Origin of the sequence: Ideonella oryzae (genome assembly GCF_024055665.1) — a bacterium.
Classification (GTDB): domain Bacteria; phylum Pseudomonadota; class Gammaproteobacteria; order Burkholderiales; family Burkholderiaceae_C; genus Ideonella; species Ideonella oryzae.
This window is the reverse complement of sequence record NZ_JAMXMC010000003.1, coordinates 386,162-400,921: the sequence shown is the minus strand read 5'-3', so window position 1 is coordinate 400,921 and position 14,760 is coordinate 386,162. Positions and strand designations below refer to the sequence as shown.

At 70.2% G+C, this 14,760-nt stretch carries 13 protein-coding genes; 6 read left to right on the top strand and 7 right to left on the bottom strand.

The window, feature by feature from the left end; translation table 11 throughout:
• Window positions 1-11 precede the first annotated feature (11 nt).
• From M0L44_RS06795 to M0L44_RS06775, 5 genes are all read right to left on the bottom strand, one after another.
• Entirely contained in the window at window positions 12-1,163 is a 1,152-nt protein-coding gene (locus M0L44_RS06795) for an alpha-hydroxy acid oxidase (RefSeq protein WP_252768888.1), read from the bottom strand.
• A gap of 124 nt (window positions 1,164-1,287) precedes the next feature.
• Window positions 1,288-2,508 carry a hypothetical protein gene (locus tag M0L44_RS06790; RefSeq protein WP_252768887.1) on the bottom strand — a complete coding sequence of 407 codons (1,221 nt, stop codon included), beginning with the start codon at window positions 2,506-2,508 and terminating at the stop codon, window positions 1,288-1,290.
• A 35-nt stretch (window positions 2,509-2,543) separates the two neighbouring features.
• Entirely contained in the window at window positions 2,544-3,677 is a 1,134-nt protein-coding gene (locus M0L44_RS06785) for a hypothetical protein (protein WP_252768886.1), read from the bottom strand.
• Window positions 3,678-3,831: 154 nt separating this feature from the next.
• Window positions 3,832-4,794: a LysR substrate-binding domain-containing protein gene (locus M0L44_RS06780; protein ID WP_252768885.1), complete on the bottom strand. Its 963-nt coding sequence runs from the start codon at window positions 4,792-4,794 to the stop codon at window positions 3,832-3,834.
• A 47-nt stretch (window positions 4,795-4,841) separates the two neighbouring features.
• Complete coding sequence (locus tag M0L44_RS06775; RefSeq protein ID WP_252768884.1) at window positions 4,842-5,342, bottom strand: hemerythrin domain-containing protein; 501 nt, start codon at window positions 5,340-5,342, stop codon at window positions 4,842-4,844.
• A gap of 159 nt (window positions 5,343-5,501) precedes the next feature.
• Between M0L44_RS06775 and M0L44_RS06770 the strand changes: the two genes are divergently transcribed.
• The gene (locus M0L44_RS06770; protein ID WP_252768883.1) at window positions 5,502-5,957 is read left to right on the top strand and encodes a YbaN family protein; all 456 of its coding nucleotides are present in this window, start codon (window positions 5,502-5,504) and stop codon (window positions 5,955-5,957) included.
• Here M0L44_RS06770 and dinB read toward each other — a convergent pair.
• Window positions 5,931-7,259, bottom strand: a complete 1,329-nt coding sequence (gene dinB, locus M0L44_RS06765) for a DNA polymerase IV (RefSeq protein WP_252768882.1) — start codon at window positions 7,257-7,259, stop codon at window positions 5,931-5,933. The genes M0L44_RS06770 and dinB overlap by 27 nt on opposite strands.
• A gap of 150 nt (window positions 7,260-7,409) precedes the next feature.
• Between dinB and M0L44_RS06760 the strand changes: the two genes are divergently transcribed.
• Genes M0L44_RS06760 through M0L44_RS06750 form a run of 3 tightly spaced genes read left to right on the top strand, consistent with a single transcriptional unit; the run spans window position 7,410 to window position 10,758 of the window.
• Window positions 7,410-8,639, top strand: a complete 1,230-nt coding sequence (locus M0L44_RS06760; protein WP_252768881.1) for a DUF5666 domain-containing protein — start codon at window positions 7,410-7,412, stop codon at window positions 8,637-8,639.
• Between the two features lie 48 nt (window positions 8,640-8,687).
• The gene (locus M0L44_RS06755) at window positions 8,688-9,563 is read left to right on the top strand and encodes a DUF6502 family protein (RefSeq protein ID WP_252768880.1); all 876 of its coding nucleotides are present in this window, start codon (window positions 8,688-8,690) and stop codon (window positions 9,561-9,563) included.
• Window positions 9,547-10,758, top strand: coding sequence for a DUF5666 domain-containing protein (locus M0L44_RS06750; RefSeq protein ID WP_252768879.1), 1,212 nt, complete (start codon window positions 9,547-9,549; stop codon window positions 10,756-10,758). Before M0L44_RS06755 ends, M0L44_RS06750 begins: the two co-directional genes overlap by 17 nt.
• Before the next feature lie 580 nt (window positions 10,759-11,338).
• Here M0L44_RS06750 and argH read toward each other — a convergent pair.
• A complete protein-coding gene (argH, locus tag M0L44_RS06745) occupies window positions 11,339-12,778 on the bottom strand; it encodes an argininosuccinate lyase (RefSeq protein WP_252768878.1) in 1,440 nt (479 codons plus the stop codon).
• A gap of 90 nt (window positions 12,779-12,868) precedes the next feature.
• Here argH and M0L44_RS22175 point away from each other — a divergent pair, with 90 nt between their 5' ends.
• Window positions 12,869-13,933 (top strand): sensor histidine kinase, encoded by a 1,065-nt coding sequence (locus M0L44_RS22175; RefSeq protein WP_252768877.1) that lies wholly within the window; start codon window positions 12,869-12,871, stop codon window positions 13,931-13,933.
• Window positions 13,934-13,958: 25 nt separating this feature from the next.
• On the top strand, window positions 13,959-14,750 hold the full coding sequence (locus M0L44_RS06735; protein WP_252768876.1) for a LytR/AlgR family response regulator transcription factor: 792 nt from the start codon (window positions 13,959-13,961) through the stop codon (window positions 14,748-14,750).
• Window positions 14,751-14,760 lie beyond the last annotated feature (10 nt).

The following is a 14,760-nucleotide window of genomic DNA, read 5'->3' as shown; positions in this document are numbered from 1 at the left end:
GCGGCCCCCGCTCAGGCGGGCAGAGTGCCGGGCAGCAGGATGTCCTTGCCCACGCCCGTCAGCTGGGTGTGGCCGCAGAAGGCCATGGTCAGGTCCAGCTCGCGGTGGAGGATCTCCAGCACCTTGGTCACGCCGGCCTCGCCCATGGCGCCCAGGCCATAGAGGAAGGGCCGGCCGATCATGGTGCCGCGTGCGCCCAGGGCCCAGGCCTTGAGCACATCCTGGCCGGAGCGGATGCCGCCGTCCATCCACACCTCGATGCGGTCGCCCACCGCATCCACGATGGGCGGCAGGGCCGAGATGCTGGAGGGCGCGCCATCGAGCTGGCGGCCGCCGTGGTTGGAGACGATCAGCGCATCGGCGCCGGAATCGGCGGCCAGCCTGGCATCTTCCACATCCATGATGCCCTTGATGATCAGCTTGCCGCCCCACAGGCTCTTGATCCACTGCACATCGTCCCAGGACAGGCAGGGGTCGAACTGCTTGGCCGTCCACTCGGACAGCGAGCCCATGTTGTCGACGCCGCTGACATGGCCGACGATGTTGCCGAACTGGCGGCGCCGGGTGCCCAGCATGCCCAGGCACCAGCGCGGCTTGGTGGCCAGGTTGATCAGGTTGGCCAGCGTGGGCTTGGGCGGGGCCGACAGGCCGTTCTTCAGGTCCTTGTGGCGCTGGCCGAGGATCTGCAGGTCGGCGGTGAGCACCAGGGCCGAGCAGCGCGCGGCCTTGGCGCGCTCGATCAGGCGCTCGATGAAGCCGCGGTCCTTCATCACGTAGAGCTGGAACCAGAAGGGCTGGGTGGTGTGGGCGGCCACGTCCTCGATCGAGCAGATGCTCATGGTCGAGAGCGTGAAAGGCACGCCGAACTTCTCCGCCGCGCGGGCGGCCAGGATCTCGCCGTCGGCATGCTGCATGCCGGTCAGGCCGGTGGGTGCCAGGGCCACCGGCATGGCCACGTCCTGGCCAATCATCGTCGTGGCGGTGCTGCGGTGGTCCATGTCCAGCAGCACGCGCTGGCGCAGCTTGATCTTCTGGAAGTCGCTTTCGTTGGCGCGGTAGGTGCCTTCGGTCCACGAGCCGGAATCGGCGTAGTCGTAGAACATGCGGGGCACGCGACGCTGGGCCAGCACGCGCAGGTCTTCGATGTGGGTGATCACGCTCATCGGCTTGTCTCGGTTCTTCTGCGGGAGACCGGATGCTAGACCGGTGGCGTGATGTGGGGCCGGAAATTTCGTCCGGCGCCGCCGGAAAGTGGCGCGCCTGTGCTGCGCCGTGCGCGGGCGAGGCTCAGTGACCGCTGAAGCGCAGGGCCAGCTGCATTTCCACCAGCGGCACCGGGTAGCCCATGCGGCAGCGCCAGCCGCGCCAGCGCTGCTGGGCCACGCCGGCGCGCGCCAGAGCCGCCTGCAGGGCGCAGGCCTGGTCGGACGATTCCTCCAGCGCGAAGGCTTCGGGCCCGTCGGGGCGCTGTTCGATGCGGGCGCTGAGGTTGAGCCGGCGCAGGTGCGGCTGCCCGGGCTCCACCGTCACCATCGGCGTGCCGCTGGGCCCGGGCAGGTAGAAGCCCACCAGGGGGCGGGCGTCGGGCCACAGGCCTTCGGCCAGGTACAGATCCCGCACCAGGGTGTGGCAGGGCGTGTGCAGCATGTAGTTGCGCAGGATGCGCCAGGGCTCCGGCGTGTCCAGTGCGAAGGCGTTGAGCACCCGCCAGGCGGTGGTCAGCCGGCGCGGCAGGCGCGCCGCCTCGCCGGCCGGAAACACGAAGGTGGCGGCGCTGTCCTCGCGCACCACCTGCACGGTGGGCAGGGGCTCGCCGGCCGGATCGGGCAGCAGGAAGTCCTCGGCGCGGGCGCTGGGTTCGTCGCTGGCCAGCGGGCGCAGGCGAGGGGCTTCCTCCGCCGTGGCGGCTGGGCCGGCATGCACGCTCAGCAGGGGCACGGCCATCGTGGGCGTCAGGCGCTGCAGGCCGATGCGGCGGTGCACCTCGATCACGTCCACCCGGCCGGACTGGGCCGAAGGCAGCACGAAGAGGGCGGTGGTGAGCGTCTCGCAGTAGTGTCCGAAGAGGAAGGACTGGGCCTTGAACGAGGCCTGCCGGGCCATCTGCTCGCGCTTCTCGCGGATGGCGCTGGACGACTCGCCCATGCGCGCATCCAGGGCCTGCCGGCCGCCGGGCAGGCGGTCCAGCAGGGTCTCGAAGCGCCGCACCCCGGCTTCCACATCCCGCAGCAGGCTGGCATCGGCCTGACCGCGGGCCCGCTCCAGCAGGATGCGCAGGCCGGTGGGCGAGGGGATGTGGTGCAGGAACTCGGCTTCGCCGTCGGAGCGCACCGCCTTCACCAGGCGGCTGGCCAGGCTCTTGTCCAGGCCGATGCCCTGGGTCAGCCGCACCGGTCGCGCCGGCTCGCCGGCCAGGGCCTGCAGCAGGGGCTGCAGGCCGCCGCGCAGTTCCCGCGCCACGCGCTGCAACTCGGCAGGGTCGTGGTCAGGCGGGGTCGGATCGGTCACGGCAGGTGGGGCAGAGTGAAGCGGGCGATGATAGATCAGCGCTGTAGCGTGGCCTGCGTGCGGCGCACGAGCAGCGTGCGTGTGGTCCAGGGGGCCGTGAGGCCCTGGGTGACGACCGCCAACGTACTGCCGTCGGCACTGATGGCCCCCACACCGACGACCGGCTGCAATGGGTTCAGGCGCACACCGGCCGCCTTGAGCACCTCGCTGACGTCCTGGAAGCCGCTGCTGGCCGTCCAGATGAAGCCGATCTGCTTGGGCGACATGCCGTCGGGGCGGTTGCCGCCCACGATGACCGCGCCGTCGGCGCTGATGCCGGTGGCAAAGGCATAGCCGGTGGCGCCACGCTTGTTGATCACGCCCAGCAGGGTCTTGTTCCAGGCGCTGCCGCTCCAGGTCCAGCGGGTGGCGTAGGTCTGAAAGTCGCTGGGGTTGCCCGACAGCCCCACCACCGTGCTGCCGTCGGGGGTGGCGGCAGAGGCTTCGCTGGGCCAGTCGGAGTCTTCCAGCACCGTGCGCACGCCTTGCACCCAGACCGTGGCGCGGCGGTTGCCATAGGACGGGTGCTCGTCCCAGCCGGCCAGCACACCGCCGTCCTGGCTGGCGCCGTCGGCGCGGCTGGAGCGGCCCTGCGCGCCCAGGTCACCCATGCCGGTGGCGGCGGACCAGCGCATGGCATGGGCGCCCGCGCCACTGGCCAACCAGAACAGGCCGGTGACCACCTGGCCATCGCCCGACAGGCCGAAGGCCGAGCTGGTTTCACCGTCGACCACCCCGCCATTGGCGGGCAGCGGCGCCAGGGTGGACCAGCCGGTCGAGGGCGTCCAGCGACCGGCCGTGCTGAAGCTGCCGTCGTCCGACAGGATGGTGGCGCTGACCACCTGGCCATTGGCGGAGATGTGCGGCGTGCCCGAGGCGTGGCCCAGTGTGTCCCAGGTGCTGCGGCCCAGGCGGACCATGCCGCTGCGCGCGGTCCAGCGGAAGGTCTCGAAGTTGTCCAGCGTCATGCCGGCGGCGGCCCGGCCATTGGCCGACAGCGCGGTCACGCTGCCCTCGATGTTGGCGACGATGCGGTAGCTGTCGGCCCGGGCCAGCAGCGGGGTGGCCGCCAGCAGGCTGGTGAACAGCAGGGCGAAGCGCGACAGACGGGGCGAGTGGGCGAAGGGCATCGGCAGTCTCCGGTGGGAGGGCATGGGGCACCGGCCAGGGTGGCACCGGTGGGCGTGACGGGATGCTATGCGCCTCGATAGAATTCTTCAAGAATTCTCTGAGAGAAATATCTGGAGGGTTTCACCAGTGTCGATCACCGCCGCGGGCGGCGTCTCAGCTGCTGCCGCTCACCAGGGCCAAACCGTCCGCAGCGGCCCGTTCACAGGCTTCGCGCAGCCAGGCGGCGCCGGCCTGTTGGGCCGGCTGCTCCCCGTGGGGCAGCAGCCAGTAGGCGCCGGACGCCATCAACCAGGGCGTGGCCCCGGCGCCCAGCACCGGGCGCAGCCGGCCGGCCCGCAGGGCGGCGCGGGCCAGGCTGGGGCGGGACAGCACCACGCCCTGGCCGCACAGGGCGGCCTCCAGCCGCATGCCCAGGTCGAACAGCCGGGGGCCCTGCTCAGGCTCGGGCCAGTCCAGCCCCACGGCGCGGAACCAGGGGGCCCAGGGCTCCAGCGGGTTGCGCAGCAGGGGCAGCCGGGCCAGGTCGCCGGGCTGGCGCAGTGGGCCATCGGGCAGCAGGGCGGGGCTGGCCAGGGGGATCAGCACGTCCTGCATCAGCGGACGGTCGTCGGTGCGCAGGGCTTGGCCGTGACGCACATCCAGGTCGGCGTCGCTGCCGCCCTGGTCCAGGAAGGGCACGGACAGCACCAGCTCCAGCTCGATGTCCGGGTGCTGCTCGGCGAAAGCGGGCAGGGCGGGCACCAGTACCTCGCGCGCCAGCGTGGGGGGGGCGCTCAGCCGCAGTCGCTGGCCCCGCTGGGCGCCGCGCTGGTGCTGGGGCACGCGGGCCAGCTGTTCCAGGGCCGGCCAGATGGCGGCCAGGTATTCGCGTCCGCTGGCGCTGAGCTGCAGCGGCTTGCTGCCGCGCTGGAACAGGGTCAGGCCGAGCTGTTCCTCCAGCGTGGCCACCCGCTTGCCCACCGCGCTGGCGGTGATGTGCAGGGCTTCGGCAGCGCGCTCGTAACTGCCCAGGCGGGCGGCGGCCTCGAAGGCGCGCAGCGCGTCCAGCGAAGGCAGGCGCAGCGCATCGTCCGATGGGGACGGTGGCGGCAGGGAAGGAGAGGGCGGCGGCGCCATGGCCGCCGCACTGTAGCGCACCGCGCCGGGCCCGGCGCGGTGTGCGCTCAGGCGCTGGCGTGGTCCGGCGCGCAGTGGTCGCTGCCGCAGCCGGAGATCGGGGCCGCGTCCACCGCCTGCGGCTTCTGGCACAGGCCGGTCGCGGGGTCGAAGCCGGCCACCTGCAGATGGACCGCCAGCGACGAGTCCATCGACTGGGCGTGCATGCTGAACCAGGCGGCCAGCTCGGGGATGATGCGTTGCAGGGGGCCGAAGTCCTGGTGGTCGCGCGCCAGCCGGGCCACTTCCTGCATGATGGCCAGCACCTGGTCGTGCTGGCGGCTGTGGCAGTTGTCCTTGGCGAAGCCGGTGGCCAGCATCCAGCGGTCTTCCTGCCCGAAGTGGCCGATGGTGTGCTCGACCAGGGCGTCCCAGGCAGCCAGCCCCTCGGCCTCGGAACGGGCCAGGGCAACCTGGGCGACATTGAGCAGCTCGACGAACTCCTCGTGGGTGGCGTCCATCTGCGGGTGTTGCAGCACGAGTTCTTCGGACCAGGCGAGTGCGGACATGGGCGGGTGGCTCGGGGTAAAAGTGTGATTTTCGCCGCTGGCCCGATGGGCGTCCAAGCCTGAGGCAGCGGAACTGGGCCAAACTTGCGCTGGCTCAAGTGCCCGTGCCAAGTGGCCGCGCCGCCTCTTGCTCCGTCCCGCCACGTCAGTGTCTTCACCATGAACGAGTTGCCCTCCCTCACCCCCCTTGCCGCCAGCCCCCTGCGCCCGTGGTGGCAGCGGGCCCTGTGGCTGGGGGCGGGCGGGCTGGCGCTGCTGCTGGGCATCGTCGGCATCTTCCTGCCGCTGCTGCCCACCACGCCCTTCGTGCTGCTGGCCGCCTTCTGCTTCTCGCGCGGCAGCGCGCGCTGGGAGGCCTGGCTGGTGAACCACCCGCGTTGGGGGCCGATGGTGCGCGACTGGCGCACCCACCGCGCGGTGCCGCTGCGGGCCAAGCAGCTGGCCACCGGGATGATGGCGGTCAGCTGCACGGCGGCGTGGTTCGCCATCCCGTCGGCCTGGCGGGTCATGCCCGCGCTGTGCTGTGCGGTGGTGGCCACCTGGCTGTGGCGCCTGCCTACTCGGCAGCCGGCCCCGGCCCCTGCGGCTTCAGCGCCCGGCGACGCCGCCGATTGAGGCCCGGGCGCCGCCCGGGGCGGGCGGGTCGAACTCCTCGAACAGATCGCGCTCGGCCGCCATCGGCGGCAACCCACCGTGGCCCGTGGCCAGCACGCTGGCGGGCTGGGGCACCAGCGCGCGGCTGGGGCGCGCCCCCCGCTTGACCGACGGCGCCAGCGGCGCGTCGGCCCGCTGCAGGTTGGCCACCCGCACGCCCAGCAGGCGCAGGCGCCGGCGAAGGTCCACCCGCTTCAGGCACAGGCCGGCGGCATGGCGGATTTCGGCGGCGTCGGCCGTGGGCTGGGGCAGGGTGAGGTCGCGGGTGACGGTCTTGAAATCCTCGTAGCGCAGCTTGATGCCCACCGTGCGGCCGGTGTAGCCCTTGCGGTGCAGGTCCTCGGCCACCCGCACGCACAGGTCCGTGAACAGCGTGGAAAGTCGCGCCTTGTCGCGCACCGCATGCAGGTCGTGTTCGAAGGTGGTTTCGCGGCTGATCGACACCGGCTCGCTTTCGGTCACCACCGGGCGGTCGTCCCGCCCCCAGGCGGCGGCGTGCAGCCAGGCGCCATAGCTGCGGCCGAAGCGCTCGATCAGCCACAGCGGCTCGCAGCGGGAGAGTTCGCCGATGGTGTTCACCCCCAGCGCGGCCAGCTTGGCCCCGGCCTTGGGGCCGATGCCGTTGACCCGGCGCACCGGCAGCGGCCAGATGCGGGTGGGCAGGTCGTCCATCGTCAGCACGGTCAGGCCGTCGGGCTTGTCCAGTTCGGAGGCGATCTTGGACAGCAGCTTGTTGGGCGTGACGCCGATCGAGCAACTCAGCCCGGTGGTGCGTTGCACGTTGTTCTTGATCTCCCGGGCCAGGGCGCGCACCCCGCCCAGCGGGTCGTGGCCGACCGGGTCCTGGGCGCCGGGCACCTGGGTCAGGTCGATGTAGATCTCGTCGATGCCGCGGTCTTCGATCACCGGGGCCAGCTCCGCCACGGCGGCCTTGAAGGCGCGCGAGCAGCGGCGGTAGAGCTCGAAGTCGGTGGGCAGCAGCACCGCATCCGGCGCCCGGGCGGCGGCCTTCATCAGGCCCATGGCGGAGTGGATACCCAGGGCCCGGGCTTCGTAGGTGGCCGTGGTGATGACGCCGCGGCCGGCGTAGTCGCCCAGCCGGGCATAGCGGCGGCTGCCGTCGGGCAGGGTCTCGGGCTGGTGGCGCCGGCCCCCGCCGATGACCACCGGCCGGCCGCGCAGCTCGGGGTAGCGCAGCAACTCGCAGGAGGCATAGAAGGCATCCATGTCGAGGTGGGCGATCAGGCGGCGCGGCGGCGACATACTGGATGGATTATCAGTCTTTGAGGTCACGGCGCCAATCGCAACCAGGTGTCAGGGAAGTCCCTTCTCTTTGAATGTGCAAATTGCACAGTTATAGTGGTGGCACCGCTGGGCCCAGCCTGCGGACCCCAGATTCCAGAGGAGTACTTCATGCGTACATCGCTTTCCGACTTCACCTTCCCCGGGGGGCTGAGCCGCCGCCTGGGCCTCGTGACCCTGTTCAGCGCGGCCGTGCTGGCCGCCTGCGGCGGCGGTGGCGGCTCGTCCACCGGCACCACCGGTGGCACGGCCGGCAGCGCGGCCTACACCAGCGGCGCCATCAGCGGCTTCGGCTCGGTGATCGTCAACGGTGTGCGCTTCGACACCAGCAGCGTGGCCGTGGAGGACGACGATGGCGCCAGTCACTCGGCGGACGAACTGCGCCTGGGCGACAGCGTCGAGATCGAGAGCGGCCCGATCAACAGCAGCACCCAGACGGCCGTGGCCACCGTCATCCGCTACGGCAGCGAGATCCAGGGGCCGCTGACGGCGGTGGATGCGGCCAACGCCCAGTTCACCCTGCTGGGCCAGACGGTGAAGGTCAGCGACACCACGGTGTACGACACCGCGCTGACCGGCGGCCTGGCCAGCCTGTCCACCGTGGTGGGCAGTGTGCTGGAGGTGCATGCCCAGTACGACGCGGCGCGCCAGCTCTACGTGGCCAGCCGCGTGGACCTGGAAGCCAGCGTGGACAGCTACAAGCTGCGCGGCCCCATCCTGGCGCTGGACACCACGGCCCACACCTTCCAGATGGGGACGGCCACCATCAGCTACGCCAGCCTGAACCCCCAGCCGACCAACCTGGCCGTGAACCAGTGGGTGCGGGTGAAGCTGGCCACCATCCCGGCCGCTGACGGCAGCTGGACGGCGCTGTCGCTCAAGACCAATGAGCGCAAGCTGTCCGAGGACCATGCCGAAGCGGAGGTCAAGGGCAACATCACTGCCTGGACCTCGGCCACCAGCTTCAGCGTGAACGACATCCCGGTGGATGCCAGCGGCGCCAGCTTCCCGGATGGGCAGAGCGGCGTGGTGCTGGGTGCCCAGGTCGAGATCAAGGGCAGCGTGGTCAACGGCGTGCTGGTGGCCACGAGCGTCCAGCTGGAAGACGGCAGCCAGCAGGGCCATGGCGAGGACTATGAGCTGCACGGCAGCCTCTCTGCCCTGGACACCACGGCCAAGACCTTCGTGCTGCGCGGCGTGACCGTGAGCTACGCCAACGTCAGCCAATGGGTCGGCCTGACCGAGGCCCAACTGAGCACCGTGGCCAAGATCGAGGTGAAGGGCAGCCTGTCCACAGACGGGACGACGCTGGTGGCCTCGCTCATCAAGGTGGACGACTGAAATCTGTCAAAATGGGCAAACGATCCATTTGATCGTTTGCCCGATTGCATGAGCACGCCAGAGCCCACCGATCTTCCTGAACACGACGCGCTGCTGCAGGTGGCGCAGTCGGTGCTTCTGCCGCTGGCGCGCCTGCTGGTGGCCCGCGGCGTGCATTTCGCGGCCGTCGAGGAGCAGCTCAAGCAGGCCTTCGTGGCGGCCGCTCGCGAAGCCGCCTTGGTGGCCACGCCCGATGCCTTGCCACACCGGCTGGTGAGCCGCCTGTCCACGGCCACCGGCATCAACCGGCGCGAGGTCACCCGTCTCGTGCACGCCGAGCCCCGCGTGGCCTCGCCCCGCCGCTCCCTGGCGGCCGAGGTGTATTCCCACTGGCTCACCAACCCGGTCTACCGGGACATGGATGGCAGCCCGAGTGTGCTGCCCCGGCAAGGCGCTCGTCCCAGTTTCGAAACCCTCGCGCGTGAGATCACCAGCGATGTGCATCCGCGCAGCCTGCTGGATGACATGGTCCGCCTGGGCTTCGCTGAGTTGAGTGGGGAGGGCGACAGGGTGCAGGCCGTGCCCAATGCCTTCGTGCCCCGCGGCGATGCGGTGCGGGCCTACCAGATCCTGGGTTCCAACGTCGGAGACCATCTCCGCGGTGCCGTCACCAATGTGCTGGGCGACGGGCGGCAGCACTTTGACCAGGCCATCGTGGCCGATGGCTTGTCCGACGAATCCATTCAGACGGTGCGCAAGCTGATCGTCGCCCAGTGGCGCAGCTTGTTCGACCAGATGGTGCCTGCACTCGAACGGCTGATCGAGGAGGACAAGGCATTGCCGACCGAGGCCGCCAGGCAGCGTCTGCTGCTGGGCCTCTACAGTTTCAACGAGCCGGAGCCACCGGCACAGGCGGGGGGGGAGACCGATGAACAGCCAACATGATGACGGGAGCAGCGTCGCACGCTGGGCAAAGGGCCTGCTGGCCGGGCTTCTCGCCCTGGTGGCAGTGGCCTGCGGCGGCGGTGTCGGCGGACAGGGCACCGGCACCTTCGGCTACAGCAACGGCGCCATCACCGGCTTCGGCTCGATCGTGGTCAACGGGGTGCACTTCGACGAGAGCACGGCCCGCATTCACGATGCGGATGGCAACACCCTCAGCCGCGACACGTTGCGCCTGGGCATGACGGTGGAGATCCAGAGCGGCGCCATCGACAACACTGCGCTGACCGCCACCGCCCAGGACGTCAATGTCATCAGCGACCTGCTCGGGCCGGTCTCTGCGGTGGACCTCACGGCCAGCACCATGACCGTGCTGGGCCAGACGGTGCGCATCACCGCGTCCACGCTGTTCGACAGCAGCCTGGCGGGGGGGCTGTCCGCCATTTCGCTGGGACAGAAGGTCGAGGTCTACGCCATCTTCGATCCGGTCAACACGGTTTATGCGGCACGGCTGGTGCTGCCCCGCAGCAACCCGGATCACTACACCCTGCGCGGGGTGGTGTCGGGCTGGAACAGCGCCCAACGGCAGTTCCAGATGGGGCCAGCCACGCTGACCTATGCCGCCGATGCCGTGCCGGCCGGCCTGGCCAACGGCGCCACGCTGCGCCTGCGCCTGTCCACCCAGGCGGATGGCAGTGGCCGCTGGGTGGTGACCACCGCCCAGCCCGCCACCTACCTGCCCGCGGATGGCACGGAAGCCGAGATCGAGGCGGTGGTGTCCAGCTACACCAGCCTGTCGAGCTTCGTCGTCGCCGGCGTGACGGTGGACGCCTCGGCCGCGCAGCTCAACGCCAACGGCCTGACCCTGGCCGCCGGCGTGCGGGTGGAGGTGGAAGGCCGGATGCAGGGCACGGTGCTCAAGGCCACCAAGCTGGAGCTCAAGGGCAGCGAAGACAGTGCGGGCGGCGATGACAGCGGCAGCGGGCAGGAGTTTGAGCTGAGCGGCCTGATCAGCGGCCTGGACACGACGGCCCAGACCTTCGTGATCCGGACCCAGACGGTGTCCTACGCCCAGGCCAGCTTCGAGCCACCTGGCACGGCCGCCAACCTGGCCAACGGCGTGAAGGTCGAGGTCAAGGGCATGCGATCGTCGGACGGCACGCTGGTGACCGCCAGCGAGGTGAAGTTCGACAACTGAGGAGGCTGTCCTCCACATGACAAGGGGCGCCAGCGGCGCCCCTTCGTCTTTGGATCGGCGGCGGAGGGGCCGCCGCCACCGCCTCAGCTCAGCCGGGCCTGGTGCCGGGCGATCTGGGCGCGGACCTGGGCCGGCGCGGTGCGATCCAGCACATTGCTGGTGTGGGGCAAACCGGGCGGCGTCAGAACTTCGACTTAGACGACAGGTTCTTTCCGGTATGGATGCTTCTAGTGGCATCAATATTGATGCTGCTGCGTTGTCTGTCTGCCTATAAGCTTCGACGGCTGCCTTTCTACAGGTGTAGAGGGAACAGCAGAACCGTAACTTACTAAGGGGAACACATGAAAAGCATCAATTCCGCTGGAAGGTCTTTTCTGATCGTGCTCAGCGTTGCCTTTGCAATGCTTAGCCCGCTATGCGCATCTGCGGGAGGTGTCGAGAGTGGCGGAACTGGCTTGACCTCAAGTGGCGGCGTTGAGAGTGGTGGCACTGGTCTGGTTGCGCGAGCATGGCTGACAACTTTCCTAAATTGGCTGGGTCATTGATCCTGCCGAGACGATAAATCTGCACCGCGCCCATCTCATCTCGACAGACTTAGCCGGGCCTGGTGCCGGGCGATCTGGGCGCGGACCTGGGCTGGCGCGGTGCCGCCCAGCACATTGCGGGCATTGAGCGAGCCGCGCAGCGTCAGCACCTCGAACACGTCCTCGCCGATGCTGGCGTGGAAGCCCTGCAGCGTGGCCAGCGGCAGCTCGGCCAGGTCCCGGCCCTGCTTCAGGCCTTCCTTGACGGCATGGGCCACCACCTCGTGGGCATCGCGGAAGGGCAGGCCCTTCTTGACCAGGTAGTCGGCCAGGTCGGTGGCGGTGGCGTAGCCGCGCAGCGCGGCGGCCTCCATGGCCTCGGCCTTGACGGTCAGGCCGGCGCCGCGGCTGCCATCGGCCGCCACCTCGCCACCGATCATCTCGGCCATGATGCGCAGCGTGTCCTTGACCGTGTCGACGGTGTCGAACAGCGGCTCCTTGTCTTCCTGGTTGTCCTTGTTGTAGGCCAGGGGCTGGCCCTTCATCAGGGTGATCAGGCCCATCAGGTGGCCCACCACCCGGCCACCCTTGCCGCGGGCCAGTTCGGCCACATCGGGGTTGCGCTTCTGCGGCATGATCGACGAACCGGTGCAGTAGCGATCGCTGAGGTTGATGAAGCCGAAGTTCTGGCTCATCCAGATCACGATCTCCTCGGCCAGGCGCGAGACATGGATCATCACCAGCGAGGCGAAGGCAGTGAACTCGATCGTGAAGTCGCGGTCGCTCACCGCGTCCAGGCTGTTCTGGCAGACGGCCTCGAAGCCCAGCGTGCGCGCCACGCGTTCGCGGTCCAGCGGGTAGCTGGTGCCGGCCAGCGCGGCCGCACCCAGCGGCAGGCGGTTCACGCGCTTGCGCAGGTCGGCCAGGCGCTCGGCATCGCGCGCGAACATCTCCACATAGGCCAGCAGGTGGTGGGCAAAGCTCACCGGCTGCGCCACCTGCATGTGGGTGAAGCCGGGCATCACGGTCTCGGTGTTCTTCTCGGCAACGGCCACCAGGGCACGCTGCATGTCTTCCAGCAGGGTGTCGATCTGGTCGATCTCGCCACGCAGCCACAGGCGCACGTCGGTGGCCACCTGGTCGTTGCGGCTGCGGCCGGTGTGCAGGCGCTTGCCGGCATCGCCCACCAGGGTGGTCAGGCGGGCCTCAATGTTCAGGTGCACGTCCTCCAGTTCGCTCTTCCACTCGAAGGCGCCGGACTCGATCTCGCTCCTGATCTGGGCCATGCCGCGCTGGATGTCGGCCAGGTCCTGGGCGCTGATGATGCCCTGGGCGGCCAGCATGTCGGCATGGGCCAGGCTGCCCTCGATGTCGGCGGCCCACAGGCGCTTGTCGAAGAACACGCTGGCGGTGTAGCGCTTGACCAGCTCGCTCATCGGCTCGGAAAAGAGCGCGGACCAGGCCTGGGATTTCTTGTCGAGTTGGTTGGTGCTCATGAGAAGGCTCGCAGTGGGGCTCGGCGGGGAACCCGGCATTTTAGGTCGCTGCCTTGCCGGCAGGCCCACGGCCCGGCCAGAATCCAGGTCGTGAGCACCCCCAGCGACTCCAGCCACACCACCCTGTTCGACGACCTGAAGCTGGCCGCCCAGCTGCCGGGGGCCCCCAGCGCGGCCGGCGCGCTGCCTGGCTGCAGCAGCGGCATGGTGCTGCGCTCGCTGTGGCTGGTGCATGCGGTGTTGGGCTCGGGCCTGCTGTTCGTGGCCCGGGGGCCAACGCACTGGGTGTCGCTGCTCAGCCAGGCGGCCACCGTGGCGGTGCCGGCCACGCTGGGCTGGCTGGTGACGATCTGCGCCGCGCGGCCCCTGATGGCGCGCCTGCCGGGCTGGGGCCAGGCGGTGGGTGTGTCGGTCATCGGCGGGGTGGCGGCTCTGCTGGCCTGGGTGCCCATGAACCGCCTGGGGCTGTCCGGCGACCTGGACACGACCTGGCTGGCGCCTTTCATGGCGGGGTGTCTGCTGGCCTGGCTGCTGCTCCTGTCCGAGCGCTGGCGCTACCGGGCCCGGTTGCCGGCGGCCACCGCGGCCCGGCTGGCCGATCTGCAGACCCGCATCCGGCCGCACTTCCTGTTCAACACCCTGAACACCGCCATCGCGCTGGTGCAGGTGGACCCGCGCCGAGCCGAGGAGGTGCTGGAAGACCTGGCCGAGCTGTTCCGGGCGGCCCTGGGCGCCATGGACGAGGCCACGACGCTGAAGGACGAGGTGGCGCTCAGCCGCCGCTACCTGGACATCGAGCAGCTGCGCTTTGGCAGCCGCTTGCGCCTGACCTGGGACCTGGACCCGCAGGCCGACGACGCCCGCCTGCCGCCGCTGGTGCTGCAGCCGCTGATCGAGAATGCGGTGCGCCACGGTGTGGAGCCCAGCGACCGGGGCGGGCAGATCGAGATCCGCACCCGACGCCGCCGCGACCGCGTGCTGATCTCGGTGACCAACACGGTGCCGCTGGACGGCAGCATGCAGCGCCCCGGCCATGGCATCGGCCTGGCCAGCGTGCGCGAGCGGCTGCGCCTGATGCACGACCTGGACTGCGATTTCCGCAGCGGCCTGATCGAGGACGGGCGCTGGCGGGTGTCCCTGGGTGTGCCGGCGTGAGATGGCAAGCCGGAGAGAGGGAGCGATGGACAACAGTGACCACCTGCGGCTGATGATCGTGGACGATGAACCCCTGGCCCGCCTGCGGCTGCGGGGCCTGCTGGCCGAACTGGCGCAGCCGGTGTCGGTGGTGGGCGAAGCGGGCAGCGCCGCCGAGGCCCTGCACCTGCTCAGCCGCTCCCCGGTGGACGCCGTCCTGCTGGACATCCACATGCCGGGCAGCGATGGCCTGGCCCTGGCCCGGCGGCTGCGGCAGTGCGATCCGGCGCCCGCGGTGGTCTTCGTCACCGCCCATGCCGAGCATGCACTGCAGGCCTTCGAGATCGAGGCGGTGGATTACCTGACCAAGCCGGTGCGGCGGGCCCGGCTGGAAGAGGCTCTGGGGCGGGTGCTGCAGCGCCTGGGGCGTGCCGTGCGGCCCAGCCTCCCGTCAACTGCCGCGGCTGAAGTGCCGGTGCTGGTGGTGAGCGACCGGGGCCGCGTGCTGCGGGTGCCGGTGCCGGATGTGGTCTACCTCAAGGCCGAGCAGAAGTACGTGACCCTGCGGACCTGCGAGCACAGCTATGTGCTGGACGACGCGCTTTCCGATCTGGAGGAGCGCCTGGGGCGGGCGGTGGTGCGCATCCACCGCAACGCCCTGGTGGCGCGATCGGCCGTGCGGGCCCTGGAGCGCCGCCCGGGGCTGGGCAGCGAGGGCGGGGCTGAGGAGGGTGGCGAGACCTGGGCGGTGCGCCTGGCCCCGCATGGGGACTGGCTGGCCGTCTCACGACGCCAGCTGCCTGCGGTGCGCGAGGCCCTCGCCAGCGAGGGCCTCTGACCCAGCAGGC